This is a genomic window from Paenibacillus sp. FSL R5-0623, assembly GCF_037974265.1.
Lineage (GTDB): Bacteria > Bacillota > Bacilli > Paenibacillales > Paenibacillaceae > Paenibacillus.
On sequence record NZ_CP150233.1, the window covers coordinates 2,885,233 to 2,904,676 of the forward strand.

General features: G+C 47.1%; 1 protein-coding gene. It reads left to right on the top strand.

Annotation, left to right across the window (positions count from 1 at the left end; genetic code table 11):
* Nucleotides 1-56: 56 nt before the first annotated feature.
* The gene (locus tag MKY92_RS12900; protein WP_339301042.1) at nt 57-19,280 is read left to right on the top strand and encodes a non-ribosomal peptide synthase/polyketide synthase; all 19,224 of its coding nucleotides are present in this window, start codon (nt 57-59) and stop codon (nt 19,278-19,280) included.
* Nucleotides 19,281-19,444: the final 164 nt, after the last annotated feature.

Here is a 19,444-nt window from a genome sequence, read left to right on the forward strand (position 1 = left end):
TCATCCCATGTTTAGGACAGCTTAGGTACGATCCAATAAGGAGATGATATCGGTCCATGAAGGCAAAAGTCGAGAAAATATACCCATTATCCCCGATGCAAAAAGGAATGCTGTTTCATGCGCTCGAAAATCCGTCTGAAGATGCTTATTTTGAACAAACGGTACTGGATATACGCGGGGAGATTGATCCCGAAATTCTGGAGCAAAGCTTCAATCAGTTGCTTGAACGACATGAAATATTGAGAGCCTCGGTTCATACCAAATTGGAGGAACCCGTTCATGTTGTTCTTGCGAGGCGGACGATCGGGTTTACCTTTCACGATCTGAGGGGCAGGTCAGACGATGAAGTCGCTGCCTTAATGCAAGATTTTATGGAGAAAGATCGTGTAAAAGGATTTAATTTGTCCAAGGATAACCTGCTTCGAATCGCTCTTGTTTGTAATGGTGAACAGCATTTCCAGATGATCTGGACGTTTCACCATATGATACTGGATGGCTGGAGCATGGGCATTCTCTTCAATGAATTGCTGGATATATATGCTGATAGATCCAATGGCCTACCGTCTAAAATGGCAGATACCCGTCCTTATAGCAATTACATGAAGTGGCTCCAGCAGCAGGAACAAGAATCCGGCCTTGGGTACTGGGAGCATTATCTGTCAGGATACAGTGAGAAGACCGGCTTGCCTTCGATAAACCGATCAACAAGTGAGATGTCGTTCTCCAGAAGAGAGAAGAAAATAGAGTTTTCTCAAGCTCTCACCACAAAAATGAAAGAGATGGCGCAGAAACATGCCGTGACACTCCACACCGTCATTCAAGCGATATGGGGGTTTCTGCTCGCCAAATATAATGATAACGAAGATGCTGTCTTTGGGACCGTTGTATCCGGGAGGGATGCAGCCGTTGATGGCATTGAAAATATGGTTGGTTTGTTTATCAATACCATTCCTACACGTGTTACCTTTTGTGGAGAGCAGCCATTTGTGGAGCTTATGAAAAAGATTCAGTCGGACGCATTGAACAGTCAGGCGTATCAATATTTAAGTCTGGCCGAGGTGCAGGCCCGCACTGAACTCAAACATGATCTGATTGATCATGTCGTTGTTTTCGAAAATTATGCTCTGGATACGAGGAAGATGGCAGAGCGGTCCAATCTGGGTTTTGAAATCAACGAGATTACTGGAGAGGAACGAACCAACTATCCGTTTACAATGGCTGCTGGACTTGGAGAGAAATTGACGCTGCTGCTCATTTATGATGAACATGTTTATGAACCGGCTCTGATGGATCAGATTGAGAAGCATATGAAAGCGGTTGTCCATCAATTTACATCCGATGAGAGTATCCAGATCCAGGACATTACGCTGGTTGGAGACGATGAAATTACGATGCTTGAGAGGGTTTCAAATGGGGATGTGACTAATTATCCTCAATGGAAAACCATATCCCAGCTTTTTGATGAACAAGTCCAGAAAACACCTCATGCCACCGCCCTTATTATGGATGACGTGCATATCACCTACCGTGAATTGCAGGAAAAAGCGGATCAAATGGCATCCCGGTTATACGAATTTGGGCTACCCAAGCAGGCAGTGGTAGGACTGCTGGCAGACCGCTCGGTAGAGATGATTGCGGGCATACTCGGGATTCTGAAAGCAGGGGCGGCTTATCTTCCCATGGACCCGGGTTGGCCGGAAGAAAGAATAAGTCATATGCTTCAGGACAGCAGGGCTGCGGTGCTCTTGACACAGCCCGAATGGATCAGCCAGGCACCGCTGAATTTTCCAATGTTACCGCTGTATGTGGACTACATGGATCATATGCCAGCGGTCATGGAGATGGCGGCTGCCACACAGGTAATGGAAGTGAAACCTGACAAGGAGAGCCGCATGGATGATCTGGCCTACATGATCTACACGTCTGGCTCTACCGGATTGCCCAAAGGAGTGATGATCTCTCATGCAAACGTAATTCGGGTTGTATGTGAGACGGATTACATCGATATTTGCCCGGAAGACCGGATTTTGCAGCTTTCGAATTATGCGTTTGACGGATCTGTCTTTGATATTTTTGGCGCACTATTGAACGGAGCCAGTCTGGTTCTGCTCAAGCAGGATACGGTTCTGGACACCCAAGCGCTCGCCGAAGTTATCGTTCGTGAGAAAGTCACGGTTTCTTTCATGACGACCGCACTGTTTAATCTGCTTGTTGATCGTGAGCCGGAATGTCTCCGTGGCTTCCGCAAAATATTGTTTGGGGGCGAGCGGGCATCCGTGGCCCAGGCCAGGAAAGGACTGGATATTCTCGGAGCGGATCGCCTGATTCACGTATACGGACCCACAGAAAGCACGGTTTTTGCTACAGCTTATCCCATCAGGTCCATCGAAGCAGCGGTTACCAATCTTCCCATCGGAAAACCAATTGCCAATACTTCGGTCTGGGTTATGGACCGGTACCAGAATCCCGTTCCAGCTGGTATTCCAGGAGAGTTATGTATCTCCGGAGATGGTTTGAGCTTGGGGTATTTGAATAACAAGGAACTAACCGATTCCCGATTCGTCCCACATCCCTTGCTTGAGGGAACACGGATGTATCGAACAGGTGATCGGGTACGCCGGCTCCCAAACGGAGATATTGAGTTTCTCGAACGCTTGGACCACCAGGTTAAATTGCGCGGTTACCGCATTGAGCTGGGAGAGATTGAGCATGTTCTGCTGGAGCATGAAGGGATTCGTGAAGGGGTCGTAGTGACGAGAAAAGATGCAGCCGATCAGGATATATTGATTGCATATCTAAAGGCTGATCCAGCGCTGACAACCACTGGAGTTCGTACGTATGTATCGGAGCGCCTGCCGGACTACATGGTTCCTTCCTATTTTATCCTGCTCAATGAGCTTCCCTTAACAGGAAATGGGAAGGTTGATCGCAGGGCGCTGCCTGAACCGGCAGAATGCATAGAACATTTGAAGCATGACCAATATGAAGCACCAAGTACGGTGCTGGAGAATCGCATTTGCACCATATGGAAAGAAATTTTGGGAGTGCAGATTGCGGGGGTTCATGATCACTTCTTTGAGTCCGGCGGTCATTCACTCAAAGCGACAGCACTGGCATCACGAATTCACAAAGAGATTCAGGTGATGGTGCCGATCCGACAGCTTTTCCTTGCTCCAACCATCCGAGGTATTGCCAATTACATTGAATCTGCTGCCAAAGAGGACTATCTTTCCATCCAACCGGCCGAATCAAAGCCCTATTATGCACTCTCGTCTGCTCAACGCAGACTTCATATGCTGCATCAGATTTCGGATACCGGAACTTCATACAATATGCCTGCAGTGATGAGAGTATCTGGAAAACTGGACGTGGCGCGATTTGAAGAGGCATTCCGGCAATTGGTACAGAGACATGAGTCATTCAGGACGTCCTTTGTCATTGTGGATGGCGAACCCGTCCAACGGATTCATTCACATGTTCCGTTTGCTGTTGAACATATTGAACCAGGAAGCCGATCATTGGAAGAAACGCTCTCGGATCGAATTCGTCCATTTGAGCTGGGCAAGGCTCCATTAATGCGGATCGAACTTGTGAAAATCAGTGAACAGGAACATGTAGTCGTGATGGACATGCACCATATTATCGCAGATGGTGTGTCAACAGGTGTGCTTGTTCAGGAGTTTCATGAATTGTATGCGGGGAAATCTCTGCCTGAGCTGAAGTTACAGTACAAGGATTACTCCGAGTGGCAAAAGGATTGGTTTAATAGCGAAGGACTGAAGACACAGGAAACCTATTGGCTTAATCGATTTGAGGGAGAAATTCCGGTTCTTCAATTGCCAACAGACTGGCCAAGACCGCAAGTGTACTCTTTTAAAGGAAACCGGGTGCGATTTGTTTGTGACGAACAGCTCACACATGACCTGCATCAATTGGCCAGAGATCATGAAGCGACATTATATATGGTACTGCTGGCGGCTTATACAACTTTACTTTCCAGATATTCAGGACAAGATGACATTGTCGTGGGATCTCCGATTGCGGGCCGCAAACACGCAGATCTCCAACAGGTGATCGGTATGTTTGTTAATACACTTGCCATGCGGAATTATCCTGTAGCGGAACGGTCCTTCAATGATTTCCTTGGAGAAGTGAAGGAGAATGCATTACAGGCTTACGAAAATCAGGATTATCCCCTTGATGAGCTCATCAACAAACTTCATGTTTCAAGAGACAGAAGCAGAAACGCATTGGTGGATACGATGTTTGTGTTGCAAAATCTGGAGCTTGAGCGTACATCTGAACAACAATGGGGTGATTTACACGTTGAGCCTTATGAGACGGAGCTACCCATTGCCAAATTTGATCTGACTCTTGCTGCTGTTGAACAGAATGGCCAACTTGAGTTTGAACTGGAATATTGCAGTGATCTATTTTCCCTTCAAACGGTTGAAAACATGGGCAATCACTTTATTCAATTATTAAAAGGGATATTAAGCAATCCCCAAGGCAAGCTGGGTGAGTTTGAAGTCGTATCTGAGGAAGAAAAGCAGACGCTGCAGTATGTCTATAATGATAACACCTGCTCTTATCCGCTGCACCAGCGGGTATACGAGTGGATTGAGCAAAATGCTCTGCGGACACCTGATCAGGTTGCTGTTGTGCATAACGGCAGAAGCATGAGCTATCATGAGCTGAATGAAGCGGCGGATTTACTCGCAGCTCGTCTGCGTCAGCGTGGTGTAACCAGAGAAACGGTCGTTGGTATTATGATGGATCGGTCTGTAGAAATGATTGCGGGCATTCTCGGTATTATGAAATCAGGAGGGGCTTATTTACCACTGGACCCATCAACTCCGGTTGAGCGAATCCGATATATGCTTCGGGACAGCGGAGCAAGGTTGATAGTGACCCAGAACCATTGGTCAGATCGGCTCAGGGCTGCTGATTCCGAATGTGTGACACTCATTCTGGATGAGGCAGCGTTGAAGGATTGGAATGCTGCGGCATCACTCCAAATTCCGTTTGTAGCTGATTCGGCAACGATGACAACAAACCCTGATGATTTGGCCTATATCATCTACACGTCGGGCTCTACAGGTATGCCAAAGGGGGTACAAGTTGAGCAATGCGCCTTGACCAACTTCTGTTGTGGATATATAGATGCTCTACAGTTAACAGAGAGAGACCGGGTGGCAAACTATCTCCAAATGACCTTTGACGCTTCGATTAGTGAAATTTTCCCTGCACTAATGTCAGGGGCTACACTTCATATCATTCCGACCGAGCTGAGATTGGATATACTGAGGCTAAATGAATACTTATCGGAGTATGGAATAACGGCTGCAACGTTCTCTTCCAAAGTATGTGAATCATTTGTTGAACTGCCAAATTCCTCTTTGCGTTTGCTAGTTTCGGGGGGAGAGCAGCTTAAACTTCATGCCCTTCCGAATTACAGGCTGATCAATGCTTACGGGCCAACGGAAAATACGGTGGTTACCACTCTGCATGAAGTTGATTCCATAGACGGTGTCATTCCTATAGGGAAACCTTTCACGAATACAAGAATTTTTATTCTGAATGATCATCTTCAATTCTGTCCGACAGGTGTGACCGGGGAGATGTACATTGCCGGTCAAAGTCTGGCACGGGGTTATTTAAATAATCCAGAACTGACAGCCGAGAAATTTGTAGACAACCCGCATGAACCCGGCGGCAAAATGTACCGGACAGGTGATCTGGTACGCTGGCTGCCTGGTGGCAACCTGCAATTTATGGGGCGTACCGATCAACAGGTGAAAATCCGTGGATACCGGATTGAGCTTGGCGAGATCGAGCAACAACTGCTGAAACATCCGGCCATCCGGGAAACAGCGGTTCTGGCTCATCAGGACCCGCAGGGAAATGGGGCGCTGTGCGCCTATGTTGTAGCCGAAGGTGAAGCAGTGTGGACAGCTGCTACCGTTCGGGACTGGCTGGAAGCGGAACTGCCGGATTATATGATCCCGGCCTATGTGGTGCAACTGGATCAGCTGCCGCTGACGTCCCATGGCAAGCTGGACCGCAAGGCGTTGCCGGAACCGGACCACCATCTACCTGCCGGGCCGGAGATGGAAGCACCGCGTAGCGAGGTGGAGCGCATACTGGTGGAAGTTTGGCGTGATGTGCTGAACATGGAGGAGCTGGGCATCAATCACCAGTTCTTTGTCTCTGGGGGAGACTCCATCAAGGCACTCCAGATCGGATCACGTCTGGCCCGAGCGGGACTGCGGATGGAGGTTCGGGATTTGTTTGCCTATCCAAAGATTCGGGATCTCTCCCCGTATGTGAAATGGGATCAACGTGAGCGCCAGAGCGAGGAGCCTGTGGAAGGAGAAGTGCAGCTGACCCCGATTCAGCAGTGGTTTTTTGCGAACAACACGACGGAACGGAATCACTTCACGCAGTCCTTCATGCTGCATCGGGCGACCGGGTTCAAGCCGGACGTGCTGGAACAGGTGCTGGATCGGTTGCTGGAGCATCATGATGCGCTGCGCATGAGATATGAGATACAACCAGATGGGAGTATCCGCCAATTCAACCGTCCGGTTCACACTGGAGAGCGGATGTATACCTTGCACCGATTTGATATACGGGACTGGAATGAACCGGAGCGTCAGGTCTATGAGGCGGCTACCCGGGTGCAGCAGGCATGTAACCTGGAAGAGGGCAAGCTGGTGCAGGTTGGTTGGTTTGAAGCCGAGGACGGAGACCATCTGCTGCTGGCGATTCATCACCTGGTCGTGGACGGGGTGTCCTGGCGAATTCTACTGGAAGACCTGGAAGTGCTGTATCAGCAAGCGGAGCGGGGAGAAGAGCTGGATGTGGGCGAGAAGACTGACTCTTACCAGCGTTTCGCAGAAGCCGTGCAGGATTACGCGAACAGCCCGCATGCCGCCAAGGAGCGAGCCTACTGGGGTAGACTTGCAGCGGAAGGGGCTGGACTGAACCTGGGAGAGCGGGAGGAACCGGATCGATTTGCGGACAGCTATACCCTGCATAGCACCCTGAGTACGGAAGTCACACGGCAGTTGCTGCGGGGGAGCAACCGGGCTTACCAGACGGAGATCAATGATCTGTTACTCAGTGCGTTGTACCTTGCGGTGCGTAAGCTGACGGGTGAGCTGAAGCTGAAGGTGAACCTGGAAGGCCATGGACGGGAGGATGTGCTGGAGGGTATCGATCTCAGCCGCACCGTGGGCTGGTTTACTACCCTGTACCCGGTTCTGTTGGAGGGAGAAGCGGAGGACGAACTTTCGACCACCATCAAACGGGTGAAAGAGGGATTAAGGAAGGTACCGTATAAAGGCTTTAGCTATGGAGCGCTGAAATATGTGGCCCGGATGCCGGAGCTGCAGACGGAGCGTCCAGCGTCCATTTCGTTTAACTATCTCGGTGAGATGGACGGAGGCATGATTGGGGAAGCCATGTTCCGGGAGTCCCGTTTCTCCACGGGACAAACGATTGGTGGCCATATCGCCCGAAATAACCCGATTGAACTGAACACCTTCGTATCTGGTGGGAAGTTACATCTCAACGTAACAGCAAACCAAACTGCTGTGGACATGCCGCTTGTAAGTCGATTTGCAGAGACGTTTTTGGAGCAATTAACGGAAATAGTGGACCATTGCTTATGTCAGCGTGAAACGACATATACGCCTTCCGACTATGGTGATCCAAGTCTGGCACTTGAGGAGCTGGATCTTATCAGATCTGCCTGTCCGGGCGTGATCATTGAACGGATTTATCCGTTAACCAATATGCAGCAAGGCATGCTCTTTCACGCAATGGAAGATGAGACATCAACTGCGTATTTTCAGCAAACGGTCATGGAGATTCGCGGGGAAGTGAACCCGGATTACTTGCAATCCAGTTTCAATGAGCTCATGAACAGACATGAAGCATTGAGAGCTTCATTTATGCATCATGATTTGGAAGAACCGAGGCAGGTCATTATGCAAAACCTCACCATTGAATTTGAATTTCAAGACTGGACTGTTTTGGAAGCACATCATTCAGCAGCTCAGTTGGAAACTTTTACTCAGCAGGATAAGGCTCGCAGTTTCCGTTTGGATACACAGCCACTTATGCGTGCAGCTCTTTTTCGCACCACAGATCAATCTTACACCCTTGTATGGAGCCATCATCATATTTTGCTGGATGGATGGTGTCTGGGAATTATATTATCGGAGCTGTTCCAGATCTATAAGGCCAAACTTGAGAATAAGGCGCACAACCTGAAGGACCCGAAACGATATCATCATTACATTGAATGGCTCATTCGTCAGGACAAGGATGAGGCCCAAGCATATTGGAGACGTTATCTGGAAAATTATGATACGCAGTCGAGTGTTCCAGGTTTACTTCTTACAGAGCATGATGTTCCATATTTGCGAAAAGAACAGATGATATCTTTGGGTCAGGAGGTAACCCGCCAATTAAATGAAATAGGTGTTCGTTATGGTGTGACGTTGAATACCGTCATTCAATGTATCTGGGGCCTGGTGCTGGCCAGATACAATGATACGGAGGACGTCATATTTGGAACCGTAGTCTCTGGCAGAGAAGCGCCAGTTGAAGGCATAGAAGAGATGATAGGGTTGTTCATCAATACGATTCCTGTTCGGATTGGTTATCCGCATCAAAAGCATTTTGGCGATGTACTTCAGGCCGTTCAGAAACAAGCCGTTGAAAGTCAGCGATTCAATTATTTGAATCTGGCTGAGGTTCAGGCATTGAGTGATCTCAACAAGGAATTAATGGATCACGTCTTCGTATTTGAGAACTATGCCCTGGATCATGGAGCTGTTCATCAATCCAGCACGGGGGTTGGTTTTGAAATTACCGGACTGCATGCGGAGGAACAGAGCAACTACGGATTCCTGATTTCGGCAACACCTGGTGACAGCCTGACCCTTGTGATTACGTATGATGGTAATAAATATGATTCATCCATTATCGAGCATATGGATCAACATTTTAGGAGTGTGGCAGAACAAGTTACTTCAGCTGATCATCAGCAGCTTGCTGACATTCAACTTGTAGGTTGTGCAGAGCGTGAGGTGCTCCTGAATTCTTTCAATAACTCTGATGCGGATTACCCGCGAAATATGACCATTCATGAGCTGTTCCAGCAGCAAGTTCGACGTACGCCTGATCGAATTGCTGTCCGGGATGAGCATCGTCATATGACGTACATGGAGCTGAATCAGCGTTCCAATCAACTGGCCCGTACATTGTTATCTCTTACAGGAGGAACAGAGCAATTCATTGGAATTATGGCGGATCGGTCAGTCGATATGATCGTTGGCATCATGGCAGTGTTAAAAGCGGGAGCTGCATATATACCTGTTGATCCCACCTATCCGGATGACCGTATTAGCTATATGCTGGAGGATTCAGGCATCCACCTGCTGATGGTCTCTGAAAAAGGAATGGATCGCGGACTTCACCGGGGTTTATGCGTTGTCTTGGAGGAAGAGAACTCGTATCACCTGGATGCAGGAAATCTGGAGACATCCGTTCAATCCCATGACCTCGCCTATGTCATTTATACCTCAGGTACAACCGGGAATCCGAAGGGAACATTGATTGAACATAAAAATGTCGTGCGTTTGTTGATCAATGACCGTAATCGTTTTGATTTCAGCGAGAACGATGTATGGACGATGTTCCATTCCTTCTGTTTTGATTTCTCGGTGTGGGAGATGTATGGAGCATTGTTGTACGGGGGCACATTACTTATCGTTCCACATCTGGTCGCCCAACAGCCTGGAGAATTCCTGCAATGGTTAATCCGTGAAAAGGTAACTATTCTGAATCAGACGCCATCTTACTTCTACCGATTGATGCATGAGGAGGCAAAACGTCCGAGGAAGGAATTGAGTTTGCGAAAAGTCATTTTTGGTGGAGAAGCGTTAAGTCCGTCTTTATTGGCAAAATGGTACAAGCGTTATCCGTCTACAAAGTTAATTAATATGTACGGCATTACAGAGACTACGGTTCATGTTACCTACAAGGAGATTACGTTGTCTGATATAGAAATGGGCAGAAGTAATATAGGTCAGCCCATCCCTACACTCAGGGCATATGTACTGAACCAGTATCGTCAATTGCAGCCTGTAGGATGTGCAGGTGAGCTATATGTTGCAGGAGAAGGGCTTGCCAGAGGATACCTCAATCGATCCAGTCTTACGGAAGAACGATTTGTCGAAGATCCGTTCTATCCTGGTGAGAAAATGTATCGTTCAGGCGACTTGGCCAGATGGCGTGCAGATGGAAACATGGAGTACTTGGGCCGGATGGATCATCAGGTCAAAATTCGGGGATATCGAATTGAATTGGGTGAAATCGAACATCAATTGCTTCAGCTTTATATCGTAAAGGATGCATTCGTTGTAGCCAGGGCGGATGAAGAGCATACACAATTTATATGTGCATATATCACCCTGAACGAGGCAGCAGATGATGCGGTTACGCAACAGATCAGACAACAGTTGTCTCTTCAATTGCCGGATTATATGATGCCAGCCTACATTGTGAAGATGGATCAATTGCCACTGACCTCCAACGGGAAAGTGGATCGTAAAGCGCTACCAGCCCCGGAAGCGGGCATGTCTGCACTTGGGGGTTATGAAGCTCCGGGAAGCAGGGTGGAAGCGGAATTACTTGTACTCTGGCATCGGCTTCTAAATAATGACCGTATTGGCGTAAACCACAATTTCTTTGAAGTTGGAGGACACTCGCTGAAGGCTTCGGCTCTCGTATCTCGCGTCCACAAGGCATTCGGTGTGGCCATACCATTGAGACAAGTATTTGCAACGCCTACGGTCAGAGCCTTGTCCAAGTGGATCGATTCTGCTCGTTCCAGCAAATATGTGACCATAACCAAAGCGGAAAGCAAGGAGTACTACCCGCTCTCGTCAGCACAAAAAAGACTTTTTATTATGCATCAACTGGAAGATTCGGGCCTGGCCTACAATATGCCTTATGCTATGAAAATAACTGGCAATCTGGATGTATGCCAATTGGAAAGAGCCTTTCAGGATCTGATCAAGCGTCATGAATCATTCAGGACTTCTTTCCATATGGTTGATGGACAGCCTGTTCAACGAATTGATCAACAGGTGGAATTCAGGATCACATCCCTCGAGCTGGGTGAACAGAATTTAGAAGCGTGGCAGGCGAGATTTGTTCGTCCATTCAATCTGACTCAGGCTCCGTTGCTGCGGGTGGAACTTGTGCAGATGGGACCTGCGGAATACAGTCTGATTATGGATATGCATCATATTATTGCGGACGGTGTATCCATGGGCGTCTTGACCAGGGAGCTAAGCGCCTTGTATGAAGGACAAACGCTTGAACCACTACAATTGCAATACAAAGATTATGCCGAGTGGCAGGCACTATCCAGGACAACGGAAGTGATTCAGGCACAGAAGGACTACTGGCTAAGGGTCTATCAAGAAGAAGTCCCGCTACTGGATATGCCAATCGATTATGCAAGACCACAACACCGTAATTATGAAGGTGAACTGTTCCCATTCGAGTTATCTGAGGGTGTGTCGCAACGGTTGTCTCAATTGGCTCAACGAGAGAGCGTAACCTTATTTATGCTTCTCCTTGCTGGCTATACAGCACTGTTACATCGATACACCGGGCAAGAAGATATCATCGTGGGGACACCGGTAGCAGGTAATTCACAGCCGGAGCTGCAAGATGTAATCGGTTTGTTCATTAATACACTGGCACTTCGGAATCGTCCGGTAGGCACGTTTACGTTCAAGGAGTATCTGAACAAAATCAAGGAGAATACACTTCAAGCCTATGAAAACCAGGATTATGCATTTGATGAACTGGTTGAACAGCTTGCCTTGACAAGAGATATGAGCAGAAGTGCCTTGTTCGATACGATGCTGGTATTCCAGAATTATGACAGTGAGGAGCTTGCAATCGAGGGTGTGCAATTCAGTTCACTTCCTCCAAGTAACATCCGATCCAAATTTGATCTCACCTTAACCGCAATGGAAGCTGAGGGCCGGATCAAATGTGTGTTTACGTACTCTACGGAGTTGTTTAAGCCTGAAACAATAAAGCGTATGGCAGGCCACTTGACTGAATTGTTGGATAATATCAGTAATGATGCCACGTTGCGGTTGCAGGATATTCAATTCATCCCATCAGAAGAGACAAAGTCCATTATGCAGCTATCCTGTGGTCAGCCTGTGCAATACAGAACAGAGGCAGCCCTGATCGAACTATTCGAGGAGCAAGTAAGGAAGTCATCCGGGCAACGGGCAGTGGTGTCAGGGGAAAACGAATTATCTTACGAAGAGTTGAATCGCAGAGCTAATCAACTGGCTCGCTCGCTGAGATCAAGAGGGGCTGCACCGAATTCGGTTATCGCAGTAAGCATGAATCCATCTGTGGACTTGATTATAAGCATGCTGGCCGTTCTTAAAACGGGAGCCATCTATTTACCGATTGATCCTGAGCAGACTGTGAACAGGACCAATGTTATTTTGAATGATAGCCAGGCTATCCTTGTGTTGACGGATCATCCGTTGTCCAAGGAGTTATCTTTCAGTGGGGATGTGTGTCAGGTTAACGACAGCAGTATCGAAAGCTTTGACTACACGGATCTATCTCTGCCGATTTCGCCTGAACAGCAGGTCTATATGATCTATACTTCAGGTTCAACAGGTACTCCGAAAGGGGTAATGGTTCGCAACCGAAATATTGTTAATTACACACAATGGTTCATCCGTGAAGCGGGAGTTTCTGCGGCAGATCGAACGATGCTGATGTCTTCCAGTGCTTTTGATCTGGGATACACAGGTATATTTTCATCCTTGTTGCAAGGCGGTGAGCTTCACGTTCCAAGCAAGGAAGACTACACCAATCCGGCTAGAGTATTACAAATGCTGACTCAACAGCGTATCACTTTCATCAAACTGACCCCTTCATTATTCAATCTGCTGCTCCATGATGCTGCATTTGCAGAATGGCAGCCTGTGCTGAGGCTGGTTGTGCTTGGTGGGGAGAAGACAAATACAACGGATGTGGAAAAGTACCTTCAAGAGTTTCCAAACAGCCGGATCATGAATCATTATGGTCCAACTGAAACGACGATTGGTGTAGTTTTTCATAACATATCGTCTGTGAATGTTCGTTCCTTTATAGATCATCCGATTATTGGCAGACCGATTGATAACACTGTGGTATACGTGCTAGATAAGCATAACCATCTGGTGCCCCGGGGTGTATTCGGTGAAATTTGTGTTTCGGGTGAGGCAGTGTCTAGCGGGTATTTCAATCAGGTTGAAATGACCCGGGAGAAGTTTGTTGAAGATCCATTCCAGCCGGGGCAGATCATGTACAAAACAGGAGATCTTGCCCGTTGGACACATGATGATGAGCTGGAACTGGCAGGTCGGAAGGATAATCAGGTGAAAGTGCGTGGTTATCGGATTGAGCTGGATGAAATCAAAAAACAAATGCTGCTTCTGGAAGGTGTACGGGAGGCCGTTATCGTACCTGGAGCAAACCAGGAACAGGCTACCGTGCTCTGTGCCTATTTCACCGCAAACAGATCGATACCATTGGACGAAATTCGCGTTCATCTAGGTGTCGAATTGCCTGAATATATGATTCCTACGCATTTTATGCAATTGGATACCCTGCCGCTGACCGGCAATGGGAAATTGGATGTACGTGCACTTCCCGAACCGGATGCAAGCATGGGTGGAGAGATGGTCTATGAGCCCCCGAGAAACGAGGCAGAGAGCCTGCTCGTTTCCATATGGGAAGAGGTGCTTGGCTTCAAGCCAATCGGCATCAACCATCACTTCTTTGCTTCCGGTGGTGATTCCATCAAAGCATTGCAAATTATATCCAGACTGTCCAGAGCTGGCAAAAAGCTGACCATGAAAGAGCTATTTGCTAATCCACAGATCAAGTTGCTGGGGCGTTATGTTAGAGAAGATTCCCATGTAGACCGGATGAAGCAGCGTGTGACGGGTCCGGTTGATCTTACACCCATCCAGAAGTCTTATTTCTTGCAGCATCAACGTACAGGAATGAACCACTTTAATCAGTCCTTGATGTTGTACCGCGAGGAGGGATTCAATCCAGAGATAGTCCGGCAGATCATGGAAGGGTTAATGATGCATCACGATGTCTTGCGGATGTCTTATCGTGAGGAACAAGGTAAGGTGGTGCAGACCCATCTCGATTATGAAGCAGGTCTTTTCCAGTTGGACGTACAGGACATGAACGGTCTTGATGAGCAGGAACTGTACACCAGGGTGCAGCAGGCAGCCTCCAAGATACAGGAATCCATCGAAATTTTCGAGGGACCTCTGGTGCGAGCCGTCATATTCAGAACCGATCAGGGAGATCATCTGCTCATTGTAATCCATCATATGCTGATTGATGGGGTATCTTGGAAAATTCTGTTGGAAGACTTGGCCATAGGATACCAGCAACTTCTGGAAGGACAAGATCTTTCTTTTTATCCGGTTACGGATTCGTACCCGTACTATGCAGCTTTCCTGAGCGACTATGCGAAGGGAGGTCGTCTCGCCAAGGAGCGTGCGTATTGGATCAAGACGGATCAAGAAGAAGCCGGCTTTCTTCCTCGGAATGAAGTTCATCTGAACGAATATCGATACGGAGACAATCGAATGAGCAGCGTATCGCTGGACCGAGAGATGACAACTCAGCTTTTGAGAGAGACAAACCAGGCCTACTATACTGAAATTAATGACATTCTGCTGGCTGCTCTAGCTCTCTCCATCAAGGAATGTGCAGGAGCGAGCAAAGTTAAGGTAACGATGGAAGGTCACGGTCGCGAGCTTATGGGAGACGAATTGGATATCAGTCGTACGGTTGGCTGGTTTACAAGCAAATATCCGGTATGTATCGATCTCGGGAATGAGGAAGGGCTTGGTACAACGATCAAGGAGGTAAAAGAGCAGCTAAGAAGGGTTCCAGCGAAAGGAATTGGTTACGGAATATTGAAATATATGACTACTGAATTGCCAAAGTTGAAAGAGCAGACACCACTCCTGTTGTTTAATTATTTGGGACAAATGGATCAGGATATCAACAGTGGTCTGTTTCGTTCGTCCTGTTTGCCAGCGGGCAATTCGGTTGGTGATGATGTCATTCGTGCCAATCCAATGGAAGTTATTGCCTATGTGGCTGAAGGTCAATTGATGATTAACATCACCTATAACCACAAGTTGTTTGATAACTCCATCGTAGAGAACTTTGCGACATCCTACCAAAAAATGCTCCAGCTGATCATTGAACATTGTGTGCAGCAACAGCAGGCCGAAAAAACGCCATCCGATTATGGAGATCCATATGTAACTGTGCAAAATTTGAAAGTGATTACGCAAAAGTTCGGCCCAAATCGAATTGAAAAAATATATCCTTTGGCCAACATGCAGCGAGGTATGCTGTACCATGCACTTGAGAATCGCGGAGACAGGGTTTATTTTGAGCAGTTGATCATGAACATCAGAGGAAATCTTGACATTGACCGGCTTCAGGAGAGTCTGAACCTGTTGATGCAACGTCACGAAATGCTTCGTGCGTCCATTGAGTACCAAGTTACAGAAGAGCCGCGGAATATTATTTGTCAAAACCGAGAAGCTGCTTTTGTATACCGGGATCTTCGAGGTTTGCCAGAACAGGACAGAGGCACTCGTGTATTGTCAATTGCTATGGAGGACAAAAGAAAAGGCTTTGATCTTGGCAGAGATACACTGGTTCGATTCGAACTGTTGCAGACCGATGAGGAGCAATACTCGTTAATCTGGAGTAACCATCATATCTTGCTTGATGGCTGGGCAAGAGGCATTATTCTTGCAGAGTTGGTCCATCTGTATGAATGCAAACGTACTGGGGAAAACATTCAGCTCCACGAGCCTGTACCTTACAGTGAATATGTGGAATGGTTGCAGGCGTTGAACAAGGATGAAGCCATCTCGTACTGGAAGAATTATCTTGGCGGATATGAGAACAAGGTTCAGCTTCCAGCAGGAACTTTTTGTTCATTGAACGAGGGGGTCACTTCACAGGAGCATCAATTCCGCATTTCCAGACAGCTTACGAAACAAATGAATGATCTTGCTAACCGGAACCATGTTACATTTTATACGGTTATGCAGTGTGTCTGGGGAATCATGCTTGCCAAGTACAACGATACTTCGGATGTCGTATTTGGAACGGTGGTATCCGGGAGAGACGCGCAGGTAAGCGGAATCGAAAACATGGTAGGTTTATTTATCAACACCATTCCTGCACGGATTCAATGGGATGAGGGGCGCACCTTCAAACAACTGGTTGGAGATATGCAGGCCTTATCCATTGAAGGAAGTCAGCATCACCATCTGGGTCTAGCTGAAATTGCATCTTTGAGCAGTCTAAAAAGAGATTTGATCGATCATATCATGGTTTTTGAAAATTACTCGGTGGATTCAAGTCTTGTGGAACAGGGCGCGAATGATATTGGGTTTGTCATTGAGGACGTCCATAGTCAGGAACAGACGAATTATGGATTCAATCTGATTGTAATACCTGGTGAAGAGCTAGTAATCAAGTTTGCCTATGATTCCGGCAAGTATGATGAATCCTTGATGAAAGTCATGGAAACCCATATGCTGACTCTGTTGAAACGAATAGTGACAGATGAAAACATGCGGGTCGATGACATTCAAATCATGACGAAACAAGAGCAGATCATCCTGTTGGATCAGTACAACGATACGGGTTCAGCCTATCCGAAGGGCAAAACGATGCATCAGTTGGTCAGTGAACAAGTCCTCAAAACCCCTGAACATGTCGCCGTAGCGTTGGGCTCAGATGTGCTGACCTACAGACAGCTTGAAATAAAATCGAATCAGTTGGCAAGACATTTAAAGGCTATCCATGTTGGTCCAGGTTCCATGGTTGGTATTATGGTTGAGCGCTCACTCGAGATGATTGTTGGCATTCTGGCTATTATGAAGGCGGGCGGAGCGTATGTGCCCATTGACCCGGAATATCCCGCAGAACGAATTACATTTATTCTGGAGGATAGCGGTTCACCGATCATATTGGAAAGGGGAGAAGGCCATACCGGGTCGGGCAGAACATCCGTAGCGATTGATGCGGATTATAGCCATTATTCAGCAGAATCATTGGAGCAGCATGCTGGACCAGAGGATGTAGCGTATATGATCTATACCTCAGGATCGACCGGGAAACCAAAAGGCACAATGATTCCGCACAGCGGTCTGATCAACTATATTTTCTGGGCGAAGGACGTTTATTTGCAGAATCGGGAGCTTGATTTTGCCCTGTACTCCTCGTTTGCGTTTGATTTGACGATCACTTCGATCTTTACACCGTTGGTTACTGGAAATAAAATAGTGGTATATCCAACCAGCGGAGATGAACCGGTGATCCTGAATGTATTCAGGGATCGGCAAGCAGGCGTAGTTAAATTGACACCATCACATCTGAATCTGATTAAGGATATGGACAACACTCGATCTAGTATCAAGTGCCTGATTGTAGGCGGTGAGGACCTGAAATCGGAATTGGCTCGGGAAGTATATGAGAGTTTTGGAGGCAAGGTTCAGATCTTTAATGAATACGGGCCAACGGAAACGGTTGTAGGCTGCATGATCCATCCGTACAACCCCGAGACGGACACGAGAATCTCAGTACCTATTGGGAAACCTGCTGCAAATGTGCAGTTATATGTGCTGAATAAACATCAGCAACTGCTTCCGGCTGGTTCGCCAGGGGAACTATACATTGGAGGTGACGGAGTATCCCGAGGATACTTCGGACGTCCGGAACTAACGATGCAGAAGTTTGTACCCAATCCGTTCAAAGAAGGGACCACTCTATACCGGACAGGTGATCTGGTGCAATGGTTGCCAAACGGAGACATGGAGTTCCACGGTCGAATTGATCATCAGGTGAAAATTAGGGGATACCGTATTGAGCCGGGAGAGATTGAACATCGTTTGCTGCAACAACCGGAAGTTAAGGATGCAATTGTGACCCCGCGGCAAGACGATTCTCAGCAAAGCTATCTCTGTGCGTACATCGTACCTGTGGACCTGAGTAAAAAGATGGACATCGTTCAACTGAAACAGGGATTGGTTGACGAGCTTCCTGCATATATGATACCTGCATTCTTTGTTGTGATGGATCAGCTTCCATTGACGGTGAACGGAAAAGTGGACTTGAAGGCATTACCTGAGCCCGAGGACAGTGTGACAGCTCTGCAATCATATACACCACCGGAAACGGAACTGGAACGACACATGACAGATATTTGGGAGGACGTTCTTCCAGTGAAGCCGATTAGCATACATGCAAATCTGTTTGAGCTGGGTGCGAATTCGTTAAATGTGATGTCTTTTGTATCCCGATTGTACAGTCTGTTGAATTTTAGAATCCCGTTTAAGGATATTTTTGAAAAACCGACCATTGCTGATCTTGCGGCCTTTGTTGAGAAAGCCAAAGATCTGCTGGAGGACTACACCGAAGATTGCATGCAGCTAACCCGGACAAGTGAGGAAAATCGGATCGTTTTCTGTTTTCCTCCCGCTGCTTCCATGGGGATTGCCTACATGACACTTGCTCAGCATCTGGACTCGTTCGGAGTTTACAGCTTTAATTTCATCACTTCAGAAGATCGGATTGCTCGTTACGCTCAAATGATGATTGATATTCAAAAGGAGGGCCCATTCACGCTGATGGGTTACTCCTCGGGTGGAGTGCTGGCCTTCGATGTAGCCAAAGAGCTTAACCGCAGAGGATATGAAGTGCGTGACCTGATTATACTGGACTCAAAATACCGAACAGAAGTGGAAGAGCATCGTCTGACTGAAGAAGAAATCAGGCAGGAGATTCAGCAAAAGTTCAACATGAGTCAATATCAGGACCTTGAGAAATTGGCGAATGAATATTTGCTGGAGCTGATTACGAAGTCTTACCTGTATGTTCATGAAGCCATAACCTTTGGTACGATTGATGGTAACATCAGTTATGTGACTTCAGGACTTTTGGATGCCAATGCTTCGATTGCATTGTGGGCCCAATCCACCACAGGACAATTCAGACAAGTGAAAGGTTACGGCAAACATATGGAGATGATTGACAAAAATTATCCGGAGATTGTGAAACAGAATGCAACGCTCATCAACGAACTCTTGCTGACAAGCACTAAATAATATTTCAAGGTTGGCGTTTCGTGAGTCAGAAACGCCAACCTTTTTTTACACATGAGCATTTTGCATAAATCCAAAGAGTGTCTTTCAATCACCAAGATTTAGATCGAAATGCTTCTATTCGTCTAGATCTTATACCCGGGAGTGAATTGAATCGAATTATGTAA